The sequence below is a fragment of the Paraburkholderia edwinii genome (assembly GCF_019428685.1).
Classification (GTDB): Bacteria; Pseudomonadota; Gammaproteobacteria; order Burkholderiales; family Burkholderiaceae; genus Paraburkholderia; species Paraburkholderia edwinii.
The window spans coordinates 148697-171746 of record NZ_CP080095.1 but is presented as its reverse complement, the minus strand read 5'-3'; the positions used below and the strand labels follow the sequence as shown (position 1 = coordinate 171746).

Annotated in this window: 20 protein-coding genes and 1 tRNA gene; 15 read left to right on the top strand and 6 right to left on the bottom strand. The window is 63.7% G+C overall.

Going from position 1 to position 23050, the window contains the following annotated elements; all coding sequences use genetic code 11:
* The first annotated feature begins 123 nt into the window (after window positions 1-123).
* The 10 genes from rsmB to KZJ38_RS00700 all read left to right on the top strand — a co-directional run bounded on the left by rsmB (window position 124) and on the right by KZJ38_RS00700 (window position 9535).
* Window positions 124-1551 (top strand): 16S rRNA (cytosine(967)-C(5))-methyltransferase RsmB, encoded by a 1428-nt coding sequence (rsmB, locus tag KZJ38_RS00745; RefSeq protein ID WP_219798338.1) that lies wholly within the window; start codon window positions 124-126, stop codon window positions 1549-1551.
* Window positions 1548-2138: a DUF4390 domain-containing protein gene (locus KZJ38_RS00740; RefSeq protein WP_219798337.1), complete on the top strand. Its 591-nt coding sequence runs from the start codon at window positions 1548-1550 to the stop codon at window positions 2136-2138. Before rsmB ends, KZJ38_RS00740 begins: the two co-directional genes overlap by 4 nt.
* A complete protein-coding gene (locus tag KZJ38_RS00735) occupies window positions 2128-4566 on the top strand; it encodes a sensor histidine kinase (protein WP_219798336.1) in 2439 nt (812 codons plus the stop codon). Before KZJ38_RS00740 ends, KZJ38_RS00735 begins: the two co-directional genes overlap by 11 nt.
* Complete coding sequence (esaR, locus tag KZJ38_RS00730) at window positions 4567-5256, top strand: response regulator transcription factor EsaR (RefSeq protein WP_219798335.1); 690 nt, start codon at window positions 4567-4569, stop codon at window positions 5254-5256.
* Between the two features lie 102 nt (window positions 5257-5358).
* Window positions 5359-5434, top strand: a tRNA-Phe gene (locus KZJ38_RS00725).
* Window positions 5435-5838: 404 nt separating this feature from the next.
* Window positions 5839-6570: a 7-cyano-7-deazaguanine synthase QueC gene (gene queC, locus KZJ38_RS00720; RefSeq protein WP_219798334.1), complete on the top strand. Its 732-nt coding sequence runs from the start codon at window positions 5839-5841 to the stop codon at window positions 6568-6570.
* Between the two features lie 49 nt (window positions 6571-6619).
* Window positions 6620-7252, top strand: coding sequence for a 7-carboxy-7-deazaguanine synthase (gene queE / locus KZJ38_RS00715; protein ID WP_219798333.1), 633 nt, complete (start codon window positions 6620-6622; stop codon window positions 7250-7252).
* 5 nt (window positions 7253-7257) lie between these two features.
* Complete coding sequence (gene queD, locus KZJ38_RS00710; protein WP_219798332.1) at window positions 7258-7704, top strand: 6-carboxytetrahydropterin synthase QueD; 447 nt, start codon at window positions 7258-7260, stop codon at window positions 7702-7704.
* Window positions 7705-8003: 299 nt separating this feature from the next.
* A complete protein-coding gene (locus KZJ38_RS00705; protein WP_219798331.1) occupies window positions 8004-8786 on the top strand; it encodes an HpcH/HpaI aldolase family protein in 783 nt (260 codons plus the stop codon).
* The gene (locus KZJ38_RS00700; RefSeq protein WP_219798330.1) at window positions 8783-9535 is read left to right on the top strand and encodes a tetratricopeptide repeat protein; all 753 of its coding nucleotides are present in this window, start codon (window positions 8783-8785) and stop codon (window positions 9533-9535) included. Before KZJ38_RS00705 ends, KZJ38_RS00700 begins: the two co-directional genes overlap by 4 nt.
* A gap of 13 nt (window positions 9536-9548) precedes the next feature.
* Here KZJ38_RS00700 and rodA read toward each other — a convergent pair whose 3' ends face one another.
* The 5 genes from rodA to KZJ38_RS00675 all read right to left on the bottom strand — a co-directional run bounded on the left by rodA (window position 9549) and on the right by KZJ38_RS00675 (window position 15959).
* Window positions 9549-10697 carry a rod shape-determining protein RodA gene (rodA, locus tag KZJ38_RS00695; protein WP_219798329.1) on the bottom strand — a complete coding sequence of 383 codons (1149 nt, stop codon included), beginning with the start codon at window positions 10695-10697 and terminating at the stop codon, window positions 9549-9551.
* Window positions 10698-10708: 11 nt separating this feature from the next.
* On the bottom strand, window positions 10709-13030 hold the full coding sequence (gene mrdA / locus KZJ38_RS00690; protein WP_219798328.1) for a penicillin-binding protein 2: 2322 nt from the start codon (window positions 13028-13030) through the stop codon (window positions 10709-10711).
* A gap of 58 nt (window positions 13031-13088) precedes the next feature.
* Window positions 13089-13601 carry a rod shape-determining protein MreD gene (gene mreD / locus KZJ38_RS00685; RefSeq protein WP_219798327.1) on the bottom strand — a complete coding sequence of 171 codons (513 nt, stop codon included), beginning with the start codon at window positions 13599-13601 and terminating at the stop codon, window positions 13089-13091.
* Complete coding sequence (gene mreC, locus KZJ38_RS00680) at window positions 13598-14773, bottom strand: rod shape-determining protein MreC (RefSeq protein ID WP_219798326.1); 1176 nt, start codon at window positions 14771-14773, stop codon at window positions 13598-13600. Before mreC ends, mreD begins: the two co-directional genes overlap by 4 nt.
* Window positions 14774-14915: 142 nt before the next feature.
* Window positions 14916-15959, bottom strand: a complete 1044-nt coding sequence (locus KZJ38_RS00675) for a rod shape-determining protein (RefSeq protein WP_017772379.1) — start codon at window positions 15957-15959, stop codon at window positions 14916-14918.
* Window positions 15960-16429: 470 nt separating this feature from the next.
* Here KZJ38_RS00675 and gatC point away from each other — a divergent pair, with 470 nt between their 5' ends.
* The 5 genes from gatC (at window position 16430) to KZJ38_RS00650 (ending at window position 21580) form a co-directional block, all read left to right on the top strand.
* Window positions 16430-16729: an Asp-tRNA(Asn)/Glu-tRNA(Gln) amidotransferase subunit GatC gene (gene gatC / locus KZJ38_RS00670; RefSeq protein ID WP_219798325.1), complete on the top strand. Its 300-nt coding sequence runs from the start codon at window positions 16430-16432 to the stop codon at window positions 16727-16729.
* A 22-nt stretch (window positions 16730-16751) separates the two neighbouring features.
* Window positions 16752-18254 (top strand): Asp-tRNA(Asn)/Glu-tRNA(Gln) amidotransferase subunit GatA, encoded by a 1503-nt coding sequence (gene gatA / locus KZJ38_RS00665; protein WP_219798324.1) that lies wholly within the window; start codon window positions 16752-16754, stop codon window positions 18252-18254.
* A gap of 3 nt (window positions 18255-18257) precedes the next feature.
* Window positions 18258-19733: an Asp-tRNA(Asn)/Glu-tRNA(Gln) amidotransferase subunit GatB gene (gene gatB / locus KZJ38_RS00660; RefSeq protein ID WP_219798323.1), complete on the top strand. Its 1476-nt coding sequence runs from the start codon at window positions 18258-18260 to the stop codon at window positions 19731-19733.
* 141 nt (window positions 19734-19874) lie between these two features.
* The gene (locus KZJ38_RS00655) at window positions 19875-20711 is read left to right on the top strand and encodes a PPK2 family polyphosphate kinase (protein WP_219798322.1); all 837 of its coding nucleotides are present in this window, start codon (window positions 19875-19877) and stop codon (window positions 20709-20711) included.
* Window positions 20712-20800: 89 nt separating this feature from the next.
* A complete protein-coding gene (locus KZJ38_RS00650; RefSeq protein ID WP_219798321.1) occupies window positions 20801-21580 on the top strand; it encodes an exodeoxyribonuclease III in 780 nt (259 codons plus the stop codon).
* 121 nt (window positions 21581-21701) lie between these two features.
* On the opposite strand, the gene KZJ38_RS00645 is transcribed toward KZJ38_RS00650, so the two are convergent.
* Entirely contained in the window at window positions 21702-23012 is a 1311-nt protein-coding gene (locus KZJ38_RS00645; RefSeq protein ID WP_246641820.1) for a M48 family metallopeptidase, read from the bottom strand.
* Between the last annotated feature and the right edge of the window lie 38 nt (window positions 23013-23050).

The window sequence follows — 23050 nt, the reverse complement described above, 5'->3', positions numbered from 1 at the left end:
GCACAACCCCCACTGTTGCTGATCCCGCACACCTGCACGGCCACCGGTCAGTCCACCGACCATGCCACGCTACAATGTGCCGTTTAGACTGCTTGCACGCCATGTGCTGCTCAGCCCCTGTTCATGACCCGAAAGCCGTCCCCGCGCGCCGTTCAACCTGCCGCGCGCGCTCATGAGCCGCGCCTTTCCACGCTGCCGCTTGCCCCCGAGTCGCTTGGTTTCGCGCTCGACTGCGCTGCGCAAGCGGTCGGCGCAGTGCGCCTTGGCGCCGCGTTGCCGGCCGCGCTCGGCACGGTCTTCGCGTCCTTGCCCGAAGGTAGCGCCGCCGCATCGCATGGCGCTGTGCAGGACATCGCCTATCGCACGATGCGGCGTCTTGGGCTCGCCGAGTGGCTCGTCGCTAAGCTGGTCCGCAAGCCGCCTCCACCGCATGTCGCGCATCTGCTCGCCTGCGCATTCGCGCTGCTGGTCGACGAAGAAGAAACAGCTGCCTATACGCCCTTCACCGTCGTCGACCAGGCTGTCGGCGCAATAGGCGCACGCCGCGAGTTCGAATTCGCGAAGGGGCTAACCAATGCCGTATTGCGCACGTTCCTGCGCGAACGCAGCGCGCTGCTGGCCGAATCGAAGCACGACGAAGTCGCACGCTGGAACTACCCGAAATGGTGGATCGAGGCTGTGCGAAAAGCATGGCCCGATACGTGGCAAGGCATGCTCGAAGCCGGCAACACGCAAGGCCCGTTGACCTTGCGCGTGAACAGCCGCCGCTCGACCGTCGACGCTTATGTGCAAACGTTACACGACCGCGAGATCGCCGCGACGCAGATCGGCCCGCAAGCCGTGCGTCTCGATACGGCGATGCATGTCGACCGCATCCCCGGTTTTCGCGACGGCGTCGTCTCGGTGCAGGACGCCGGCGCGCAACTCGCCGCGCCATCGCTTCGCGTCGAGAGCGGCATGCGCGTGCTCGACGCCTGCGCGGCGCCCGGCGGTAAAACGGGCCACCTGCTCGAGCTTGCCGACCTCGACCTCGTCGCGCTCGAAAGCGACCGTTCCCGTGCACAGCGCATCGGCGAAAACCTGCAGCGCCTCGGTCTCACCGCGGACGTCCGCATCGGCGATGCAGGCAACCCATCCGCATGGCATGACGCGAACGAGCCGCTCTTCGACCGTATTCTCGCGGACGTGCCGTGTTCCGCGTCCGGCATCGTGCGCCGCCATCCGGACATCCGCTGGTTGCGCCGCGCAGGCGACATCGCCGCGCTCGTCGCCGAGCAGCGGCGCATTCTTGCCGCGCTGTGGCCGCTCGTGAAACCCGGCGGCGAATTGCTGTACGTCACATGCTCAATCCTGCCGGATGAGGGCGAGTTGCAGGCACTGTGGTTTGGAAACAACCATCAGGATGCGGTACGATTGGACGCGCCGGGGCAACTGCTGCCCGCAGTCGCTCGCGCGCCCGCCGAAGCATCGGCCGGTTTTCGCGCCGGAGGGACCACCGGCGCGAACCCAGACCACGACGGATTCTTCTACGCGCGCTTCCAGAAACGGTGATCATCAAACGCCTATTTCCGCTACGGCTCGCGGTCGCGCTCTGGATGGCGCTGGCCCTTTGCCTGACCGCAGCCGGGCCGGCGCGCGCCGATTCGATCGCGGTCCAGCGAGCGTCGCTGCAATCGGATAGCAATGGGTGGAGCCTCGATGCACGGTTCGAGTTCGACCTGAACAGCAACCTGGAGGACGCAGTCAATAAAGGCATTCCGCTCTACTTCACGACCGACTTCGAGTTGAGCCGTCCGCGCTGGTACTGGTTCGACGAGCAGCCGGTCAGTGTGTCGCAGAGCATTCGCCTGTCGTTCCAGCCGCTCACGCGCGAATACCGCGTCTCGACGGGCGGCCTGCAACTGGGTTTCAGCTCGCTGAACGAGGCGCTGTCGGTGATCAAGCACGTGACGTCATGGCATGTGATCGATCGCAATCAGGTTCACACCGGGGAGACGTACACCGCATCGGTGCGCATGCAGCTCGATATTGCACTGATGCCCAAGCCGTTCCAGATCGACGCGGTCAATAACCGCGACTGGAATCTTGCTTCCGACTGGAAGCGTTTTACCTTCACGGTGAGCGATCGTGCTAAATAAAGTGCGCCGCGCCACCAGTGTCAGCAGCATCGTCGTTCGTTTGCTGGTGTCGACGGTGGCGGTCACGGCCGTCCTGCTGCTCGTGCTGCTTGCAGCCGCGAGCGCGAATACCGAATTCTTCGACCGCTATTATCAGTGGCTCTACACGGCCAACATCGCGGTCGCGCTGATCTTCATGGGCATCGTGGCGGTGCTCGTGGTCGTGATCATCACGCGCTTGCGCAGGGGCAAGTTCGGCACACGGCTGCTCGCCAAGCTCGCGTTCTTCTTTGCGCTCGTCGGCGTCGTGCCGGGCGGCATTATCTACATCGTGTCGTATCAGTTTGTGTCGCGCAGCATCGAATCGTGGTTCGACGTCAATGTCGAGACCGCGCTGACGTCGGGCCTGAGTCTCGGCCGCGGCATGCTCGATGCGTCGTTATCCGATTTGCAGACGAAGGGCCGGCTCATGGCCGAGCAGCTCGCGAACGCGGATTCGGCCGGAACGACGCTTACGCTTTTGCGTCTGCGCGACCAGTTCGGCGTGCAGGACGCGACGATCGTCGAGCCCGTGCGCAGCATGTCGGGCGCGTCGCCCGAGATGCACGTCGTGGCGCAGGCGACCGGCAATTACGCGTCGCTCGTGCCGAACGATCTGCCCACGCCGCTGATGATCGAGCAGGCGCGCGGCCGCGGCTTTGCGGCAATCGAAGGCGAAGTGGATGGCGATCCGCGCGTGCAAGGCAGCAAGGGCGTGCTGCGTCTGCGCGTCGTGCAGCGCATTCCCGATGCCAACTCGACGCAGCTGCAACCGTCCGACCGCTTCCTGCAGCTTACGCAACCGGTGTCGGCGTCGCTCGCGCGCAATGCCGATGCGGTGCAGCGCGCATACCGCGAGTACCAGGAGAAGGCGCTCGGCCGCACGGGCTTGCGCAAGATGTACATCGGCACGTTGACGCTCGCGCTGTTCCTCGCCACTTTTATTGCGATGATGCTGGCGCTCGCGCTCGGCAACCAGCTCGCGCGGCCGCTGTTCCTGCTTGCGCAGGGCACAAAGGAAGTGACTGAGGGCGACTACACGCCGAAGCGCGAAATCAAGTCGCGCGATGAACTGGGCTTCCTCACGCAGTCATTCAACGCGATGACGCGACAGCTTTCGGAAGCGCGCGCGGCGGTCGAAAACAACCGCATCGCACTCGAGCATTCGAAGACGTACCTCGAGAGCATTCTCGCGAACCTCACGGCGGGCGTCTTCGTGTTCGACCGGCAGTTCAGGCTCACCACGGCGAACCGCGGCGCCGAGCGTATCTTCCGCCAGCCGTTCGTGACGGCCCTCGGTTCGCCGCTCGACCGCATCGCCGTATTGAGCGAGTTTGGCGTGATGATCCGCAAGGCGTTCGCGGACCGCGAGGCGGCGAGCAGCGACAACCAGCACGACGATGGTCACTGGCAGCAGCAGTTCTCGATGCAGGTGCCGGGCGAAGCAGACCCGCTTACATTGCTCGTGCGCGGCGCACGGCTGCTTTCGGCCAGCACCTCGGAGGATATCGACGATCCGCAGACGGCCGGCTATGTCGTCGTGTTCGACGACATCTCCGACGTGATCTCGGCGCAGCGCTCGATCGCGTGGGGCGAAGTGGCGCGGCGCCTCGCGCACGAGATCAAGAATCCGCTCACGCCGATCCAGCTTTCGGCCGAGCGCCTGCAGATGAAGCTCTCCGACAAGCTCTCGCCGCACGACGCCGATGTGTTGAAACGCGGCGCGACGACCATCGTCAATCAGGTTGCGGCGATGAAGCAGATGGTCGACGATTTCCGCGACTATGCGCGCACGCCGCCCGCGGTGCTCGCCAATTTGCAGCTTAATGAACTCGTAAGCGAAGTGCTGACGTTGTACGGCATCGAGGAAGGCAAGAGCGCGATCGCCGTCGAGATGGGCGATTTGCCCGTGATTCGCGGCGATGCGACGCAACTTCGCCAGGTGATCCACAACCTGCTGCAGAATGCGCAGGACGCGGTCTCCGAAGCGCCGCATCCGCGGGTGCTGCTCGAGACGCGGACAGTAGAATATGGCGATCCCGATGCGGAAGGTAAAACACGTATCGCCGTGCGCCTCACTGTATCGGACAATGGCCCCGGCTTTCCCGCGCGCATCCTCACGCGCGCGTTCGAACCTTATGTGACGACCAAAGCCAAAGGAACAGGGCTTGGGCTGGCGATGGTCAAGAAGATCGTCGATGAACACGGCGCGCGTATCGACATTCGCAACCGCCTCAAGGCGGGCGATGTGATCGAAGGCGCGCAGATCTCGATTCTGTTTCTTCAGCTCGCAGACAATGCGGCGCCCGGCAGTGGAACCCATGCAGGACCGGCGACCGGATCGCAGACGGCGCGCAACAGTGCGTCGCAGGGAACGACAAAAGCAACAGTGCAGACAAGGGCAGCGTAAATGGCAACCATCCTGGTGGTAGATGATGAAATGGGCATCCGGGAATTGCTCTCGGAGATCCTCAGCGACGAAGGGCACGTTGTCGAAACCGCGGAGAACGCGCAGGACGCGCGCGAATTCCGCTTACGTGCGGCACCTGACCTGGTGCTGCTCGACATCTGGATGCCCGACACCGATGGCGTCACCCTGCTGAAAGAGTGGGCTGCGCAAGGGCTGCTGTCGATGCCCGTCATCATGATGTCGGGCCACGCGACGATCGACACCGCGGTCGAAGCGACGAAGATCGGCGCGCTGAACTTCCTCGAAAAACCGATCGCGCTGCAAAAGCTGCTGAAGGCCGTCGAGCAGGGGCTGGCGCGCGGCAGCGCGGCGCCGGCGCCGGGCGGCGCAGCGGCCAAGCCCGCGTTGCCCGCGAATGCGTCGGCGGTCGCGTCGGCTGCGGCGTTGCCGATGCTGGCGGTCGATAACGCGGCCGGCGGCACGGCACCCGCGCAAACCACGTCGATCTCGTTCGACATTCCGCTGCGCGATGCACGCGATGCATTCGAGCGCGCGTACTTCGAGTACCACCTCGCGCGCGAGAACGGCAGCATGACGCGTGTCGCGGAAAAGACCGGGCTCGAGCGCACGCACCTGTATCGCAAGCTCAAGCAGCTCGGCGTCGATCTCGGCAAGAACAAGGGCGAGTGACTGACGAACCATCGAATAAGCGACGAATAAGCGCCCCGCGGCTAATTTCAGCGGGGGGCTTGAGGCGGTCGTCATGCTTTGTTATACTCTCGCTTCTTCGTTGGCCCGGTAGCTCAGTTGGTAGAGCAGCGGATTGAAAATCCGCGTGTCGGTGGTTCGATTCCGCCCCAGGCCACCAGAATTTGGGCCCCAGGACATCGCAAGATTCCTGGGGCTTGTTGTTTTTGCCCCTATAGCGTATGTGCCGCTGTCTGTTGTTCGATGCGGCCACGCGTAACGCGGTCATGCTCGTCGTCGAGCGAGCGGGGCGCCGTCGGCAGTGCACGGTGCCGCGTGATAAAATTTCACATATTCAAGGACTTGCACTGTCCGGTCGCAAGTCCTTTTTTGTTTGTGCGCCGATCGCTGGGCGAAAGTCGGAATAATGCAGGCCCGCTTGGCGAGGTCCGCTTCGCGCAGCGACACACATGCCTATACTGCTTGAGCCGGCGTCCGCGCCGGCGCGAATAAGGCCGAAGTTGATCTGAAGTCGATCCGCAGTCGATCCGCAGTTGATCATTCGAGCCCTCACGGAGTAACACGGTGACCCGTCAACACGCGAAGCGCAGCGCGCTGGTGCTGTTTTCCGGCGGCCAGGATTCGGCCACGTGCCTTGCCTGGGCGCTCGATCGCTATGACACAGTCGAAACGCTCGGCTTTGATTATGGGCAGCGGCACCGCGTCGAACTCGAATGCCGCGATGGCTTTCGCACGGCGATTGCCGGTGCGTTCCCCGAGTGGGCCGCGCGTTTGGGCGACGATCACATGATCGACCTCTCGGTGCTCGGCGCGATCAGCGACACCGCCATGACGCGCGAAATCGAAATCGAAACGGCCGCGAGCGGATTGCCGAATACGTTCGTGCCGGGCCGCAATCTGATGTTTATGACGATCGCCGCGGCGATTGCATACCGGCGCGGTTTGCAGGTGCTCGTCGGCGGCATGTGCGAGACGGATTTCTCCGGTTACCCCGATTGCCGCGACGACACGATGAAGTCGCTGCAGGTCGCGCTGAATCTCGGCATGGACAGCCGCTTCGTCGTCGAGACGCCGTTGATGTGGCTCGATAAGGCCGATACGTGGCGTCTTGCGCACGAGCTCGGCGGCGACCCGCTCGTCGAACTGATTCGCGTCGAGACGCATACGTGCTACCTCGGCGAGCGCGCGGAACTGCACGCGTGGGGCTTCGGTTGCGGCGAGTGCCCCGCATGCCGTTTGCGCAAGCGTGGATACGAGGCGTATCTCGCGGGCGAGCAGGTCAGCGAGCTCGTGTGAGCGAGGCTTTGGCGGCAACCTTCATTACAGCGCATCAGGCAGAACCAGCATGACGTACGCGGTCAAGGAAATCTTCTACACGTTGCAAGGCGAAGGCGCGAATGCCGGGCGCCCGGCCGTGTTCTGCCGGTTCGCCGGCTGCAACCTGTGGTCCGGCCGGGAAGAAGACCGCGCCGATGCCGTTTGCCGTTTCTGCGACACCGACTTCGTCGGCACCGATGGCGAAAACGGCGGCAAGTATCGCAGCGCTGACGAACTCGTCGCGATGATCGCATCGCTGTGGCCCGCAGGCGAAGGCCAGCGCTTCGTGGTCTGCACGGGCGGCGAGCCGATGCTGCAGATCGACCAGCCGTTCGTCGATGCGTTGCACGCAGCCGGCTTCGAGATCGCGATCGAAACGAACGGCTCGCTACCGGTGCTTGAAACCATCGACTGGATCTGCGTGAGTCCGAAGGCCGATGCGCCGCTCGTCGTGACCAGGGGCAATGAGCTCAAGGTCGTGGTCCCGCAGGATAATCAGCGTCTGTCCGACTACGAGAAACTCGACTTCGACTATTTCCTCGTGCAGCCGATGGACGGCCCGTCGCGCGATATCAATACGAAGCTCGCCATCGACTGGTGCAAGCGCCATCCGCGCTGGCGTCTGTCGATGCAAACCCATAAGTACCTGAACATCCCCTGATCGCCGTGCTGACCATTACCCGAAAACTCGAATTCGATGCGGGCCACCGCATTCCCGACCACCGCAGCCAGTGCCGCAATCTGCATGGGCATCGCTATGTGCTCGAGATCACGCTGCAGGGTGATCTGGTCGAAACGGAAGGCGCGCCGGACCGCGGCATGGTGATGGATTTCGCCGACGTGAAGTCGCTCGCGATGGAGCATCTCGTCGAAAAGTGGGACCACGCGTTTATCGTCTACGAAGGCGACACGCAGTTGCGCCGCTTCCTCGACTCGATGCCGGGCCACAAGACGGTCGTGCTCGACCGCATTCCGACCGTCGAAAATCTTGCGGCGGTGGCGTTCGGCATACTCGCGAACGTCTACGACGCGCACTACGGCGTGAACGTGCGGCTGCAGCGCGTGCGTCTGTACGAAACGCCGAATTGCTGGTCCGATTTCGTACGCGAATAGCGTGCGCTTTGTAGACGATACAAGCGTTATTGTCACGGTATGATCGTGCCGGCACGTGCTGAGCGCGTGCCAGATACGTGCGCCTCTTCAAGTGCGCCCACTATGTGCGCCCATTGCGTGCCATCACATTGCAGTAGCCACCGGAGCGAGACCATGCCGGCCGCCACGACGCCCACTATCGCAGTGTCCGCAGCACCCTTCACCGCGCAGCAGATTTGCGACGACGCTCGTCGTTCGCGCCGTTCCCTCGCGGTTTTCCGGTCATCTTGCGGCGCAACGTGCCGCGCGGAGACGCGCTGATGAGCACGTTCACGAATCCGCTCAAACTGCGCCTCAAAGACCCCGATCCGCTGTATGGCCTGTGGCTGTCGTTAGGCAGCTCGAGTGCCGCCGAAGCGCTCGCGCACGCGGGCTTCGACTGGCTGCTGATCGACATGGAGCATTCGCCGAACGATAGCGTCGACGTCACCGAGCAGTTGCGCGCGATTGCGGCCGCGCACCTGCCGAGCGAGCCGGTCGTGCGCGTGCCGGCGGCCGAGCCGTGGCTCGTCAAGCGCGTGCTCGATGCGGGCGCGCGCACGCTGATGTTCCCGAATATCGAATCCGCCGAAGAAGCCGCGTATGCGGTGCGGCTCACGCAATACCCGACGGCGGAATCGTCCGACGGCTTGCGCGGCGTGGCCGGCGCGGTGCGTGCGGCCGCTTATGGCATGCGCCGCGATTATCTGCAGAATGCGAACGCGCAGATCGCGACGATCGTGCAGATCGAATCGGCGCGCGCGCTCGCGCAGGTCGAGCAGATTGCGGCGGTGCCGGGCATCGATTGCCTGTTCGTCGGCCCGGCTGATCTCGCGGCAAGCCTCGGACATCTCGGCGATCCGAAGCATCCCGAAGTGCAGGAAGCAATGGCACATATCGTGCAAGTTGCAAAGAATGCGCATATCGCCGCGGGCATCTTCGCGATGGACGTCGTGAATGCGCGGCAGTCTCGCGAAGCGGGTTTTCGCTTTATTTCGCTCGCTGCCGACGTGATGTGGCTGTTGCGCGTGACGCGGCAGTCGTTGCAGGAGGTCAGGTCATGAAGAAGATTTCGCCGCACTGGGCGCGCGCTGTGACGCGCACCGGTGTCCTGTTTGCGCTGACTGCGTCAGCCGCGCTCGTGGCAGCCACGGGCCTGACGGCAACCGACGCACGCGCGGCCGATGCCCAGGCGTTCGATCCGAAGCCTGCGGACGCGGAAACGCAGACCGCGGTCGCCGACTACAACGCCGGCAATCTGACCTCGGCGCTTGCTGAATTCCGCAAGGCCGCGCAGCGCGGCAACCGTCTCGCCGAATTCAACTACGCGATGATGCTGCTGAACGGCGAAGGCGGCCCGGCCAACGTCGACGAAGGGAAGAAATGGCTGCGCAAGGCCGCGGACGCGAATATGTCGCATGCGCAGTACGTGTACGGCAAGATGTACGACGATGGCGAATTCGTGGGCCGCGATCCCGCAGAAGCGCATCAGTGGTTTATGAAGGCCGCGAAGCAAGGGCATGTGCAGGCGGAACTCGCGCTGGCGAATCAGTTTCTCGATGGCCGCGGCACGACGCGCGACAACCAGCAGGCGTTCGTCTGGTACAAGAAGGCAGCCGAAGGCGGCGATATGACCGCGCAATATGTGACGGGCTCGTTTTATGAGCGCGGCGGCGATGGCGTCAAGCAGAACCTGAACGTTGCGCGCGCGTACTATGCGGCCGCCGCGGCGCAGGGCGATCCGGCGGCGCGGCTCAAGTATCAGCAGTTGACCACGCAGTTGCGCGAGTCGCACGAGGCGAAGCCGCAATAAGCGTCGTGCGCGCCTAGCTTTGCATCAACCGTTTCTGTCGCGACACGCTCATGATGAGCCCGATCGCGACGCCGAGCGTCGTCAGCGCGGTGCCGCCATAACTCATGAACGGCAGCGGCACGCCGACCACCGGCAGAATCCCGCTCACCATCCCGATGTTGACGAAGGCGTAGGTGAAGAACGCCATCGTCAACGAGCCGGCTAGCAAGCGTCCAAACAGCGTCGCGCCGTTCGCGGCGATAAAGAGCCCGCGTGCGATCAGCGCCATATAGAGCGTGAGCAGCACAAGCCCGCCGGCGAGGCCGAATTCCTCGGCGAATACCGCGAAGATAAAGTCTGTGTGCTTCTCCGGAATGAACTCGAGGTGCGCCTGCGTGCCCTTCAGCCAGCCTTTGCCGAGCGGCCCGCCCGAGCCGATTGCGATGACCGCCTGAATGGTGTGGAAGCCCTTGCCGAGCGGGTCGGACGTCGGATCGAGCAGCGTGCAGATGCGGTGCTTCTGATAATCGTGCATCAACGGCCACTGCACGTCGGGCTGGCAGATCTTGTCCTGAAACGTCGCAATCGATGCGACCGCGATCACGCCCGCGATCAGCACCGGCACGATCAGCTTGAAGCTCAAGCCCGCGAAATAGATCACGAAAAGACCCGACGCGAACACGAGCACGGCGGTGCCGAGGTCCGGCTGCTTCGCGATCAGCCCGACCGGGATCGCGAGAATCACAAGGCCGACGAGGTAGTCGTACCAGCGCATCACGCCTTCGCGCCGCTGGTAGTACCACGCGAGCATCAGCGGTGTCGCGATCTTCAGGATCTCGGATGGCTGGATCACCACACCGACGTTGATCCAGCGCTTCGCGCCCTTGCGCGTGAGCCCGAATAGCGCGACCGCGATCAGTAACGCGACGCCGAAGGTATAGGCCGGCACCGCGAAGCGCATCAGCGTATTCGGCGGCACGTTCGCGAGAATCCACATCAGCACGAAGGTCAGCATGATGTTGCGCAGTTGATCCTCGACGCGTCCGGGCACGTCTAGGCTCGCGCTGTACAGCGTGACGATGCCGACGCACAGCAGCAGGAACACGATCAGTGCGAGCGGCTTGTCGAAGCCCGCGAACATTTTCTTGATGCGGTCGAGCCAGGCGCGCTTGTCGTTTTGCATGCCTCTCTCCTTTATTCGTCGATGCCGCCGGTGGCGGGCACGCGAGGCGGCGCGGGCGCCGCGCCATCTTCTCGCGACGGCGCCACAGCGACCGGTGCGGCGTCGCTGGCCGGGCGCCGCGGATGCGGGTTGGCGGGACGCTGGGTCTTGGCTGGCGCAGCGGGCACCGCCGCGGACGCACCCGCAGCCCCACTCGCCGCCTGCGGATCCGACGCCGCGTCCGGCGCGGCAGCCGGCTTCGCCGCCCCGGGCGGCGGCGGCAACGGCGTATAGCCGGCCGCGATGGTCACGGGCTGCACGGCGTCCGGCGCACTCACGCCGACAGGCGCCGACGCCATGCCGGTCGCGGACGACGCCGGCACATCGCTGATCGCCGGCTCCGACGCCCCTTCGGTTGCCGAAGCCGCCGCGCTCACCGCGGCTTCCTGGACGCCGGGCTTGAGGCGGTCGATCAGATAGTAGTCGAGCACGCGCTTCGCGATCGGGCCGGCCGCCTGCGCGCCCCAGCCGCCGTTTTCGACGATCAGCGCGACCGCGATCTTCGGATTCTCCGCCGGCGCGAACGCGATAAAGAGCGCGTGGTCGCGCAGTTTCTCGGCGAGCGCATGGCCGTGATACTTCTGTCCCTGCAGCGAAAACACCTGCGCGGTACCGGTCTTGCCCGCGACGAGATACGTCGAGTTGCGGAAGATCTGATACGCAGTGCCCGACGGATTCGACGTGACGTTTTCCATGCCGCGCTTGACCACATCGATATCGGTCTGCGAGACGTTGATGTGCCCTTCGTCGCTCGGCACGGTCAGCCGCATCTGGTGCGAAATCGGGTTTTCGATTTCCTTCACCAGGTGCGGCTTCATCAGCACGCCGTTGTTCGCGAGCGTCGCGGTCGCGTGCGCGAGCTGCAGGATCGTGAACGAGTTATAGCCCTGGCCGATGCCGAGGCTGATCGTCTCGCCCTCGTACCACTTCTGCTGCTCGGGCTTGCGGTACGCCTTGCGCTTCCAGTCAGTTGACGGCAGGATGCCGCGCGCCTCGCCCGCGATATCGATGCCCGTAATCTGCCCGAAGCCCCACGGCTTCATGAAGTTCGCGATCGCGTTCACGCCGAGATCGTGCGCGAGCATGTAGAAGTAGGTGTCGTTCGACACCATGATCGCGCGGTTCATGTCGATCCAGCCCTGACCCTGCGGCACGTCGTTGCGGAACGTGTGGCCGCCGAACGTGTACGAGCCCGGATCCTGGAAGCCCCATTGCGGCGTGCGCTTGTGCAGCGTCAGCGCGGCGAGCGCCATGAACGGCTTGTAGGTCGAGCCCGGCGGATAGGTGCCGTGCAGCGGCCGGTTCAGCAGCGGGTGATCGGGCGAATTATTGAGCTCGTCCCACGTCTGCTGGTCGATGCCGTCGACAAACGAATTCGGGTCGAAGCTCGGCGCGGAGACGAACGCGAGCACGTCGCCGGTCGACGGTTCGATTGCGACGAGCGCGCCGCGCCGGCCCGCGAACGCCTGCTCGGCGACCTGCTGCAAGCCGATATCGAGCGACAGCACGAGGTTGTTGCCCGGCGTCGCCTGGGTGCGCGACAGCGTGCGCACCGGCCGGCCGCCCGCGGTGACCTCGACTTCCTCGAAGCCGGTCAGGCCGTGCAATTCGGTTTCGTAGCTCTGTTCGACGCCGATCTTGCCGATGTAGTCGGTGCCCTTGTAGTTGTTCGCGTCGAGGCGCGGGTCGTAGTGATCGGGGTCGCTGTCGTTCTGGTCGGAGATGTCGTCGATGCGCTCCTGGTCGCGCTGTGAAATGCGGCCGATATAGCCGATCACGTGCGCGGCGGTCGGCCCGAGCGGATATTGGCGAAACAGCCGCGCGCGCACTTCGACGCCCGGAAAGCGGAAACGCTGCGCGGTAAAGCGCGCGACTTCGTCGTCGGTCAGGCGCGTGCGGATCGGCAGGCTCTCGAAGTTCTTCGAGTCCTCCTGCAGCTTCTTGAAGCGGCGGCGGTCGCGCGCATCGATCGTGATCACCGTCGACAGTTTGTCGATCACGTTTTCGAGCGTGTCGTTGAGCTTCGACGGCGTGATTTCGAGCGTGTACGCCGAGTAGTTTTTCGCGAGCACCACGCCGTTGCGATCGGTGATGATGCCGCGGTTCGGCACGATTGGCGCGACCGAGATGCGGTTTTCGTCCGCCTGCAGTGAATACTTGCTGTAGTGCCACACCTGCAAAAACAGGAAGCGGAATGCGATCAGCCCGAAGCAGACGAACACGAACAGGCCCGCTGCGGCGACGCGCAAACGGAACCTGGTCAGTTGCTGCTGGGTGTCTTTAAATTCGGTCATGCGGTTTTGCGTCGGCCCTGGGTCATGCCGGCGGCCTCGACATCAGATGGCCTCGACATCAGATGGGCCGGGTGTCGTCCGGATCGGCCGGGCGGCGCTGCGGCATCAACAGCAGCACGCTCGCGAGCGGCCACAGCGCGGCTTCGACGAAACCGTCGATCAGATAACCCCAACCGGGGAAGGCCGCGCCGGTCAGCAAGCGGATCACGAACGGCACGACCTGCGCGACCACCAGCAACGGCATGACCGCGAAGATCTGCACGGGCAGCGTCATCCACAGCACGCGGCGGTGAATCGTGATCGCGCCGTACGACAGCAGCGTATAAGCGAGCGCGTGTTCGCCGAGCAGGCTTGCGTTGTGCACGTCCATCAACAGACCGAGCATGAACGCGATGCCCATGCCGACCTTGCGCGGCTGATGGACGTTCCAGAACAGCAGCACGAGCGCGACGAAGTCGGGCACGCCGGCCAGACGCCCCCACGGCATCATGTTCAACAGGAACGCGGCCGCGAGGCTGAACGCGATGAAGTACGGATTGACCGGCTGCAGAATGTATTGCGGACGGTTCACTGTCGGGTCCCCTGGGCCGCTTGCGGCTTGGCAGCCGGTTTCGTTGCAGGCTTGGTGGTCGGCTCGTTTGCCGATCCCGCGGCCGGTTTCTTTTCAGTTGACGACGGTTGCTTCGTGGCCGCCGCGTTTGCGGTGGCTGCTGCGGTTGCTGTGGCCGATGCCGAAGCCGAAGCCGGCGCTTTCGCTGACGCAGCACCGGTCGCATTGCGGTCATCGGATTTCGCCCCGGCCTTGTCCTTCTCGGACGCAGCCGCTTTATCCGCTGCCTTCGCGCCCTTCTTCTTCGCGTCTTTCGCCGCGCTCGCCGCATCGGGCTCGTCGGCGGGCCGCGGCGGCACTTCGTTCTGATAGTGCAGCACGAGCAGTTGCCGCGCGCCGCGCACCTGCGCAATCGGCAGGCAGACGACGTGCGCGAACGCGGTATCGGCCTGCTTGTCGACGCGCACGACCTTCGCGACCGGCAGCCCCGGCGGATAGACGCCGTCGAGTCCGCTCGTGACGAGTTCGTCGCCCGCCAGAACGTCCGCGCTGATCGGCACGAAGCGCAAGTCGAGCGTATCGCCCTTCGGCGTGCCGTAGATCACGCTGCGCAAGCCGGTCCGCACGATCTGCACGGGCACGGCCTGGTCTTTATCGGTGAGCAGCGTGACTTCCGCTTGCATCGGGAACACGCGCGTGACCTGACCGACCACGCCATCTTCATTGACGACCGGCGAGCCGTCCTGGATGTCCTGCTGCGAACCGCGGCCGATCACCACCTTCTGCGTGAACGGATCGCGCGTGTCGTACTGGATTTCGGCGGGCGTCGATTGAATGGTCGAGCGTTGCGACAGTTGCAGCAGCGCACGCAGATGCGCGTTTTCCGCCGCGAGTTGCGCCGATTCGTTCGCCTGCTGCGAAAGCCGCAGGTTGCGTGAGCGCAGTTGCGCGTTGTCGTTGCGCAACGTGGCGCTCGTCACCGCGAGATCGGCGGCGCCCATAAAGAGGTCGCGCGGCACGAGGGCCGCGCGCTGCAGCGGATAAAGCCCCGCGCCGAGCACGCCGCGAACGATTTCAAGCGTCCTGAAGCGCGCGTCGGAGATCAGCAGCGCGAGCGCAAGCACGACAAACATGATGAGCCGTGCAAGCGCCGACGGGCCTTGCTTGAACAGGGGCGGCGGACTGTATTCCATGGTCGGCGCCGTGGACGTGAGCGGTTAGATGAAACCTGGACGCGCCACAGGGCGCGCGGTGCGGCCAAACAGGCCGCACACCCAGCGCGCGGCGGCTGGAGAAGCCAGCCGTACGATCCGCGCCACTGACATGGAGCCCCGCTTACTCGTAAGAGAAGATGCTGCCGAGCTTGTCCATGCGCTCGAGCGCCATGCCCGATCCGCGCACGACGCACGTAAGCGGGTCTTCGGCGACGAGCACCGGCAGGCCGGTTTCTTCCGCGAGCAGGCGATCGAGGTCGCGCAGCAATGCGCCGCCGCCCGTGAGCATCATGCCGCGTTCGGCGATGTCGGCGCCGAGTTCCGGCGGCGTTTGCTCGAGCGCGATTTTCACCGACGACACGATCTGGTTCAGCGGATCGGTCAGCGCTTCGAGGATTTCGTTGCTCGAGATCGTGAAGCTGCGCGGGATGCCTTCCGACAGGTTACGCCCCTTCACTTCCATTTCCTTGACTTCGGAGCCCGGGAACGCGGAGCCGATTTCCTTCTTGATCGCTTCGGCCGTTTGCTCGCCGATCAACATGCCGTAGTTGCGGCGGATGTAGTTGACGATCGCTTCATCGAACTTGTCGCCGCCGACGCGCACCGAGCCCTTATAAACGATGCCGCCCAGCGAAATAACGCCGACTTCCGTCGTGCCGCCGCCGATATCGACGACCATCGAGCCCGTTGCTTCCGACACCGGCAGACCCGCGCCGATGGCAGCGGCCATCGGTTCTTCGATCAGGTAGACCTGCGAGGCGCCAGCGCCGTGCGCGGCTTCCTTGATCGCGCGGCGCTCGACCTGGGTCGAACCGCACGGCACGCAGATGATGATGCGCGGCGACGGCGAGAACATGCGCGATTCGTGTGCAGTCTTGATGAACTGCTTGATCATCTGCTCGGTGACGGTGAAGTCGGCGATCACGCCGTCCTTCATCGGGCGGATCGCTTCGATGTTGCCTGGCACCTTGCCGAGCATCTGCTTTGCTTCGCGGCCGACGGCCTGAATGGTTTTCTTGCCGTTCGGACCGCCTTCCTGGCGGATCGAGACAACGGAGGGTTCGTCGAGAACGATACCTTTGCCGCGCATGTAGATCAGCGTGTTCGCGGTGCCGAGGTCAATGGCCAGGTCGTTGGAGAAATAGCTGCGCAAAAAACCAAACATTCAAAATCCTGTCTCGCTTGGGGCCGGGCCTCGCACCGTACGCGGGAGGGCGGCAGCGGAAAAATTAACAGCTTCACATTCGGGGTGACACAACCGGGCTTCGCATTGACACCGACAGACGAAGGACATCGGACGTACGGAAACCACCGGAAATCACGCGGAAAACTGAAGCGGCTGGGGAATCTACTGTGCAACGAACCGGTCACTGCCGGAGACCAGATCACAAGGCTGTTTCAGCTTCACTTCTGCGCTTTGCCTCAGCGCATGCCCAGAAAGGCCTTGGTAAGTCGGTCCGGGTTTCGGTCGAACGCGTAATGATACCTTATAATTTTGCTGTATTTGAAGGAAACGAGCGGCACTTTTTGCTGCCGCGCGCCCCTTTTTCGAGGGGCCGCTCCAATGATTTAACCCGCTGCCGCAGCATCGTTTTTCCTCGTTGCGGCAGGCCGCCTCCCATTCCGGTGAAACGTATGGCTTTGACCCTGACCGATGTGAAACGCATCGCACATCTTGCGCGGCTCGAGTTACCCGATGCCGATGCCGAACATACGCTTGCGCAGCTCAATGAATTCTTCGGTCTCGTCGAGCAGATGCAGGCGGTCGACACCACCGGCGTCGCGCCGCTCGCACACCCGATCGAGCAGATCGAAGACGTCGCGTTGCGTTTGCGCCCCGACGCGGTGACCGAAACGGTACGCCGCGAAGACTTCCAGCGCCCCGCGCCCGCTGTGCAGGACGGCCTGTATCTGGTGCCGAAGGTTATCGAGTAATTGTCCGTACAGGAACACCGCAATGCATGAGAAAAGCCTGACTGAACTGCGTGCCGCACTCGACGCGAAGCAATGCTCCGCGGTCGAACTCGCGGACCTGTATCTGAAGCGAATTGCCGCAAGCGAAAGCCTCAATGCGTTCGTGCACGTCGACGAAGCGCGCACGCGCGAACAGGCGCAGGCCGCCGACGCGCGCCTCGCGAGCGGCAATGCAGGCCCCTTGACGGGCCTGCCGATCGCGCACAAGGACGTGTTCGTCACGCGCGGCTGGCGCGCGACGGCCGGCTCGAAGATGCTCGAGAACTACACGAGCCCGTTCGATGCGACGGTCGTCGACCGTCTGGCGCGCGCGGGCATGGTGTGCGTCGGCAAGACGAACATGGACGAATTCGCGATGGGTTCGTCCAACGAGAACTCCCATTTCGGCCCGGTGCATAACCCGTGGGATACCGCGGCGGTGCCCGGCGGCTCGTCGGGCGGCTCGGCCGCGGCCGTCGCCGCGCGCCTTGCACCCGCTGCCACGGGCACTGACACCGGCGGTTCGATCCGTCAGCCGGCGTCGTTTTCGGGCATCACCGGTATCAAACCGACGTACGGCCGCGTGTCGCGTTACGGGATGATCGCGTTCGCTTCTTCGCTTGACCAGGGCGGTCCGTTCGCGCAAAGCGCGGCCGATTGCGCGCTGCTGCTCAACGCCATGGCCGGTTTCGACGAACGCGATTCGACGAGTCTCACGCGCGACGACGAAGACTTCACGCGCCATGTTGGACAAGCATGGCAAGGTCCGGCAAGCGCTGCCGGCGCGGCGGACAAGCCGCTCGCGGGCTTGCGCATCGGTTTGCCGAAGGAATACTTCGGCGACGGTCTCGCCGACGATGTGCGCGCCTCGATCGACGCCGCGCTCAAAACCTACGAGTCGCTCGGCGCGACGCTTGTCAGCGTATCGCTGCCGAAAACCGAGCTGTCGATTCCGGTCTATTACGTGATCGCACCGGCCGAAGCCTCGTCGAACCTGTCGCGTTTCGACGGCGTGCGCTACGGTCATCGCGCGGCGCAATACGGCGATCTGCTCGACATGTACAAGAAATCGCGCGCCGAAGGCTTCGGGCCCGAAGTGAAGCGCCGCATTCTGGTCGGCACCTACGTGCTGTCGCACGGCTACTACGACGCGTACTACCTGCAGGCGCAGAAAATCCGCCGCATCATCGCGCAAGATTTCCAGGAAGCGTTCAAGCAGTGCGACGTCATCATGGGGCCGGTTTCGCCGACGGTCGCGTGGGATATCGGCGCGAAGGGCGACGATCCTGTGCAAATGTATCTGGCCGATATCTATACGCTGTCGGTGAGCCTGGCGGGTTTGCCGGGCATGAGCGTGCCGTGCGGTTTCGGCGCGGGCGCGAATGCGAAGCGGCCGGTCGGCTTGCAGATCGTCGGCAACTATTTCAACGAAGCACGCATGCTGCAGGTTGCGGACGCGTTCCAACGCGTGACCGACTGGCATCGCAAGTCGCCGGCGGGAGTGTAAGTCATGGCAAAAGAGTGGGAAGTCGTTATCGGCCTCGAGACGCACGCGCAACTGTCGACGGTCTCGAAAATCTTCTCGGGCGCTGCGACGCAGTTTGGCGCTGAGCCAAACACGCAAGCGTGCCCGGTCGACCTCGCGTTGCCGGGCGTGCTGCCGGTTGCGAACCGCGGCGCCGTCGAGCGTGCGATCCGCTTCGGTCTTGCGATCGGCGCAACGATCGCGCCGCGCAGCATCTTCGCGCGCAAGAACTACTTTTATCCGGATCTGCCGAAGGGCTACCAGATCAGCCAGTACGAGATTCCGGTCGTGCAGGGCGGCAAGGTCACGATTCAGGTGCCCGCCAATGAAAAGGCCGGCAAGGACGCGTACGAAAAGACCATCAACCTGACGCGCGCGCATCTCGAAGAAGATGCCGGCAAGTCGCTGCACGAAGACTTCGCGGGCATGACCGGCATCGATCTGAATCGCGCCGGCACGCCGCTGCTCGAAATCGTCACCGAGCCGGAAATGCGCAGCGCGGCCGAAGCGGTCGCGTATGCAAAGACGCTGCACAGCCTCGTCGTATGGCTCGGCATCTGCGACGGCAACATGCAGGAAGGCTCGTTCCGCTGCGATGCGAACGTGTCGGTGCGGCCGGTCGGGCAGAAGGAATTTGGCACGCGTGCCGAGATCAAGAACCTGAACTCGTTCCGCTTCCTTGAAGAAGCGATCCAGTACGAAGTGCGCCGCCAGATCGAACTCATCGAAGACGGCGGCACGGTGGTGCAGGAAACGCGTCTGTACGATCCGGACAAGCGCGAGACGCGGTCGATGCGCTCGAAGGAAGACGCGCACGACTACCGCTACTTCCCCGATCCGGACCTCATGCCACTTGTGATCGAACCGGCGTGGGTCGAGCGCGTGAAGGGCGAGATGCCGGAACTGCCGGAAGCGATGCAGCAGCGCTTTGTCGAGCAGTACGGGCTCACGCGCTATGACGCGGGTGTCGTCGCCTCGAGCAAGGCGATGGCCGCTTACTACGAGGCAGTCGTCGCGAAAGCGGGCGCCGCGCAGGCGAAGGTCGCGGCAAACTGGCTGATGGGCGAGGTGTCGTCGCAACTGAATCGCGAAGACCTCACCATCGACGCCAGCCCGGTCAGCGCGGCACAGCTGGCGCTGGTCCTGCAGCGCATTGCCGACGGCACGATCTCGAACAAGATCGCGAAGGAAATCTTCCTCGCGATCTGGGAAGAGAAAGCCACCGACGAAGCGGCCGCCGATCGCATCATCGAAGCGAAGGGCCTCAAGCAGATCTCGGACACTGGCGCGCTCGAAGCGATCATCGACGAAGTGCTCGCGGCGAACCAGAAGTCGGTCGACGAATATCGCGCGGGCAAGGAAAAGGCGTTCAACGCGCTGATCGGCCAGGCGATGAAGGCGACCAAGGGCAAGGCGAATCCGCAGCAGGTCAACGAGTTGCTGAAGAAGAAGCTGTCCTGAGGACGCGCGAAGCAGCGCTGCACAAACGGCGCGCTTCGGTCATGATGGGCTGTTGCCGGATCGAAAGGACTGGGCAACAGCCTTTTTCATTGGTGCGGGACGCTCGCGTTCTGGCCAGTGCCTAACGAGGAGACGGACCTTATGGCAAAGAAGCCGGAACTCGACGATTTTCGCGTGCCCTTTTTTGAAGAAGGCAAGAAGAGCGCATTCAAGCTGTCCGATTTCGATGCGGGCGCGAAGCCGTTCTCGAGCGGCTCGAAGGAATCCGATCGCGAGCTTCTGCTCGAGTTCGGCACGAAACTCGATGCGCAGCAGGAGTGTCTGCATGCGCAGCGCCTGCAACGCGTGTTGCTGGTTCTGCAGGGTATGGACACGAGCGGCAAGGACGGCACGATTCGCGCGGTGTTTCACGAAGTTGATCCGCTCGGGCTGCGTATCGTGCCATTCAAGGCGCCGACGCTAACCGAGGCGGCGCACGATTTTCTTTGGCGCGTGCATGCCCAGGCGCCGATGGCGGGCGAACTGACGATCTTCAACCGCAGCCACTACGAAGACGTGCTTGTGCCGACCGTGCTCGGCGAACTGAGCAAAACGCAGCGCGAACGCCGTTACCGCCATATTCGCGATTTCGAAGCGATGCTTGCCGACTCCGGCACGACCATCATCAAATGCATGTTGCACATTTCGAAGGACGAGCAGCGCGAGCGGCTCCAGGCGCGCATCGACGATCCGTCGAAGCACTGGAAGTTCGACGTGTCCGATCTCGACGCACGCAAGCTCTGGGACAAGTATCAGGACGCGTATAGCGATGCGCTCGCCGCGACGTCGACCGACTACGCGCCGTGGTACGTGATTCCCGCGAATTCGAAGACGCATCGGAATGTGATGGTGGCTGCCTTGCTGGCGCGCACGATGGAGTCGCTGAAGCTGGAATTTCCGCCGCCTAAGGATTCGCTGAAGGGCGTAGTGGTGGAATGAACGTGGAATAAGCGTGGAATGAACGTGGAATGAGCGTCGCATGATCGACGCCACAAAAACATACACTGAATCGACAATAAAGGAATGACATGTTGCGCGTGATCACCGCCAATCTGAACGGCATCCGCTCTGCGTCAACCAAAGGCTTTTTCAACTGGTTCGGCGAGCAGAATGCCGACGTGCTGTGCGTGCAGGAAATCAAATGCTCGCAGGACGATATGACGCCCGAATTCCTCGCGCCGCACGATTTCACCGGCTATTTCCAGCATGCCGTGAAAAAGGGTTACAGCGGCGCCGGCGTCTATACGCGGCATGAGCCCGATGAAGTCGTGATCGGCTTCGGCAGCGAAGAGTTCGACGCGGAAGGGCGTTACGTCGAACTGCGGTTCGGCAAATTGTCGGTGGTGTCGGTCTATGTGCCGTCGGGGTCGAGCGGCGAGGACCGGCAGCAGGCGAAGTATCGCTTCATGGATCTCTTCATGCCGCACCTCGCCGCGCTGCGTAAAAAGCGCGAAGTGATCTTGTGCGGCGACGTGAACATCGTGCACAAAGAGATCGACATCAAGAACTGGAAGAGCAACCAGAAGAACTCGGGCTGCCTGCCCGAGGAACGCGCGTGGCTCACGAAGCTGTTCGACGAGGTCGGTTATGTCGACGTGTTTCGCACGCTCGACCAGCGGCCCGAGCAGTACACATGGTGGAGTAATCGTGGCCAGGCGTATGCGAAGAACGTCGGGTGGCGCATCGATTATCAGATCGCGACGCCGGAGATCGCATCGAAGGCGAAGCGCGTCGATATTTTCCGCGACATCAAGTTCAGCGATCATGCGCCGCTGACGATCGACTACGATCACACGCTCGCGAGCTGATCACGCATGGTTTGTTGACGCATCGCATCGCATCGCATCGCGACGCGTCGACCATCGCCCCGCGCGGCGACCCGACCGCACTACTCGCCCACGCGCATGCAGCCGGTGCCTGTCTCGCCCGCTATTCCCGCGCCGCCGTCCGGCGCGAACGGCCGGCGCCCTGATACTCGGGCAAGGTATCGACCGTCTTGCCGATCGCCTTGGCGTACAGCGGCAGCATGTCGGACAGCCGCTTGATGATGTCCTGGCGGCGCGCGGTCGTGTACGGGTGCACGTAGATAAAGCCCTGATCGCGATTATTGCGCGTCGCGATCGCGAGCTTGTCCCACAGCGTGACGGCGGCGCGCGGATCGTATCCGCCGCGCGAGGCGATTTCGCTGCCGATCACGTCCGCTTCGGTTTCATCGGCGCGTTCGTATTTCATCTCGAGCAGTTGCGAGCCGATGCCAAGCGGCGAGGCGCCGAGATCAGCGAGTCCGAACAGCTGCGGGATCGGGCCCGAGCCCAGTTGCGCGGCCTGCTGTTCGCCAAGGCGTTCGCGCGCATGCTCGCGCAGCGCGTGCGCGATTTCATGGCCGATCAGCATGCCGAGTTCGTTGTCGTTGAGTTTGACGCGGTCGAGCATCCCGCTATACACGATGATCTTTCCGCCCGGCAGGCCGTAAATCCGAATATCGGGCGAGCGGATCACCGCGACGTCCCACTTCCAGTGTTTCGTGCGGTCGCTCCACTTGAGCGAGTATGGGATCAGCTTGTCGGTGATCGTACGGACGCGTTCCACGTGCGGGTCGGTCGGCGGATACAGACGATGTGCGTGGTCGGCGCCGCGCACGATCTGATCGAACTCCTCGGCGGCCTGGCCCTCGAGCATCGACGACGGAATCAGATTGCGAAATACCGCGGAATTGCCGTAGCGCAGCTGCTGGCTCGGCTGGAAAGGCGTCGACATGGCGATCGCGCTGGAAGCCGCTGGAACTGAAGCGGCGCTCGCGGGGGCCGATGCGCCTGAGCTCGCTGCGGCGGCTTCGGATTTCGGTGTGGCGGGAGCATTGGCGCCGGTGGGCGCGGTGCTCGTTGAATTCGCGGGCGGACTGCCCGGGGTATCGCCCGTCGCGCTGCCGGCGGCGCTTGTAGCAGGACTGGTCGGCGCATTCGCCGGCTTCGCGGTGGTCGAACCTGAAGTTGCATTCGGTGCCGATCCGGCCGCGCCTGGAGCGGCGTTAGGTGCCGTAGCAGGCGGCGTTTTAGGTGCTGCATTGCCAGGAGCCGCCGCATTCGGAGCCGCGTTAGCAGGCGCCGCGCCAGCCCCCGGACTTGCACCCACGTTCACAGCAGACCCTGCGCTGCCGGTTTCGGCGGCACCCGCGCCCAACGAAACCGCACAAGCCCCACTCGCGCATCCCAGCGCGAGCATCAAACGCACCACTTGCATCAGACGAAAACAGCTTCGGCGCGCGACAGTCCGGGGCT

Bases quoted from the DNA above. Each gene is read 5' to 3' on its own strand.
- gatC (WP_219798325.1), top strand. From the start codon at position 16,430: ATGGCTTTGACCCTGACCGATGTGAAACGCATCGCACATCTTGCGCGG.
- KZJ38_RS00700 (WP_219798330.1), top strand. From the start codon at position 8,783: ATGAAGAAGATTTCGCCGCACTGGGCGCGCGCTGTGACGCGCACCGGT.
- esaR (WP_219798335.1), top strand. From the start codon at position 4,567: ATGGCAACCATCCTGGTGGTAGATGATGAAATGGGCATCCGGGAATTG.
- KZJ38_RS00650 (WP_219798321.1), top strand. From the start codon at position 20,801: ATGTTGCGCGTGATCACCGCCAATCTGAACGGCATCCGCTCTGCGTCA.
- KZJ38_RS00675 (WP_017772379.1), bottom strand. From the start codon at position 15,959: ATGTTTGGTTTTTTGCGCAGCTATTTCTCCAACGACCTGGCCATTGAC.
- gatB (WP_219798323.1), top strand. From the start codon at position 18,258: ATGGCAAAAGAGTGGGAAGTCGTTATCGGCCTCGAGACGCACGCGCAA.
- KZJ38_RS00645 (WP_246641820.1), bottom strand. From the start codon at position 23,012: ATGCAAGTGGTGCGTTTGATGCTCGCGCTGGGATGCGCGAGTGGGGCT.
- mreC (WP_219798326.1), bottom strand. From the start codon at position 14,773: ATGGAATACAGTCCGCCGCCCCTGTTCAAGCAAGGCCCGTCGGCGCTT.
- rodA (WP_219798329.1), bottom strand. From the start codon at position 10,697: ATGCAAAACGACAAGCGCGCCTGGCTCGACCGCATCAAGAAAATGTTC.
- KZJ38_RS00705 (WP_219798331.1), top strand. From the start codon at position 8,004: ATGAGCACGTTCACGAATCCGCTCAAACTGCGCCTCAAAGACCCCGAT.
- mrdA (WP_219798328.1), bottom strand. From the start codon at position 13,030: ATGACCGAATTTAAAGACACCCAGCAGCAACTGACCAGGTTCCGTTTG.
- rsmB (WP_219798338.1), top strand. From the start codon at position 124: ATGACCCGAAAGCCGTCCCCGCGCGCCGTTCAACCTGCCGCGCGCGCT.
- KZJ38_RS00655 (WP_219798322.1), top strand. From the start codon at position 19,875: ATGGCAAAGAAGCCGGAACTCGACGATTTTCGCGTGCCCTTTTTTGAA.
- queE (WP_219798333.1), top strand. From the start codon at position 6,620: ATGACGTACGCGGTCAAGGAAATCTTCTACACGTTGCAAGGCGAAGGC.
- gatA (WP_219798324.1), top strand. From the start codon at position 16,752: ATGCATGAGAAAAGCCTGACTGAACTGCGTGCCGCACTCGACGCGAAG.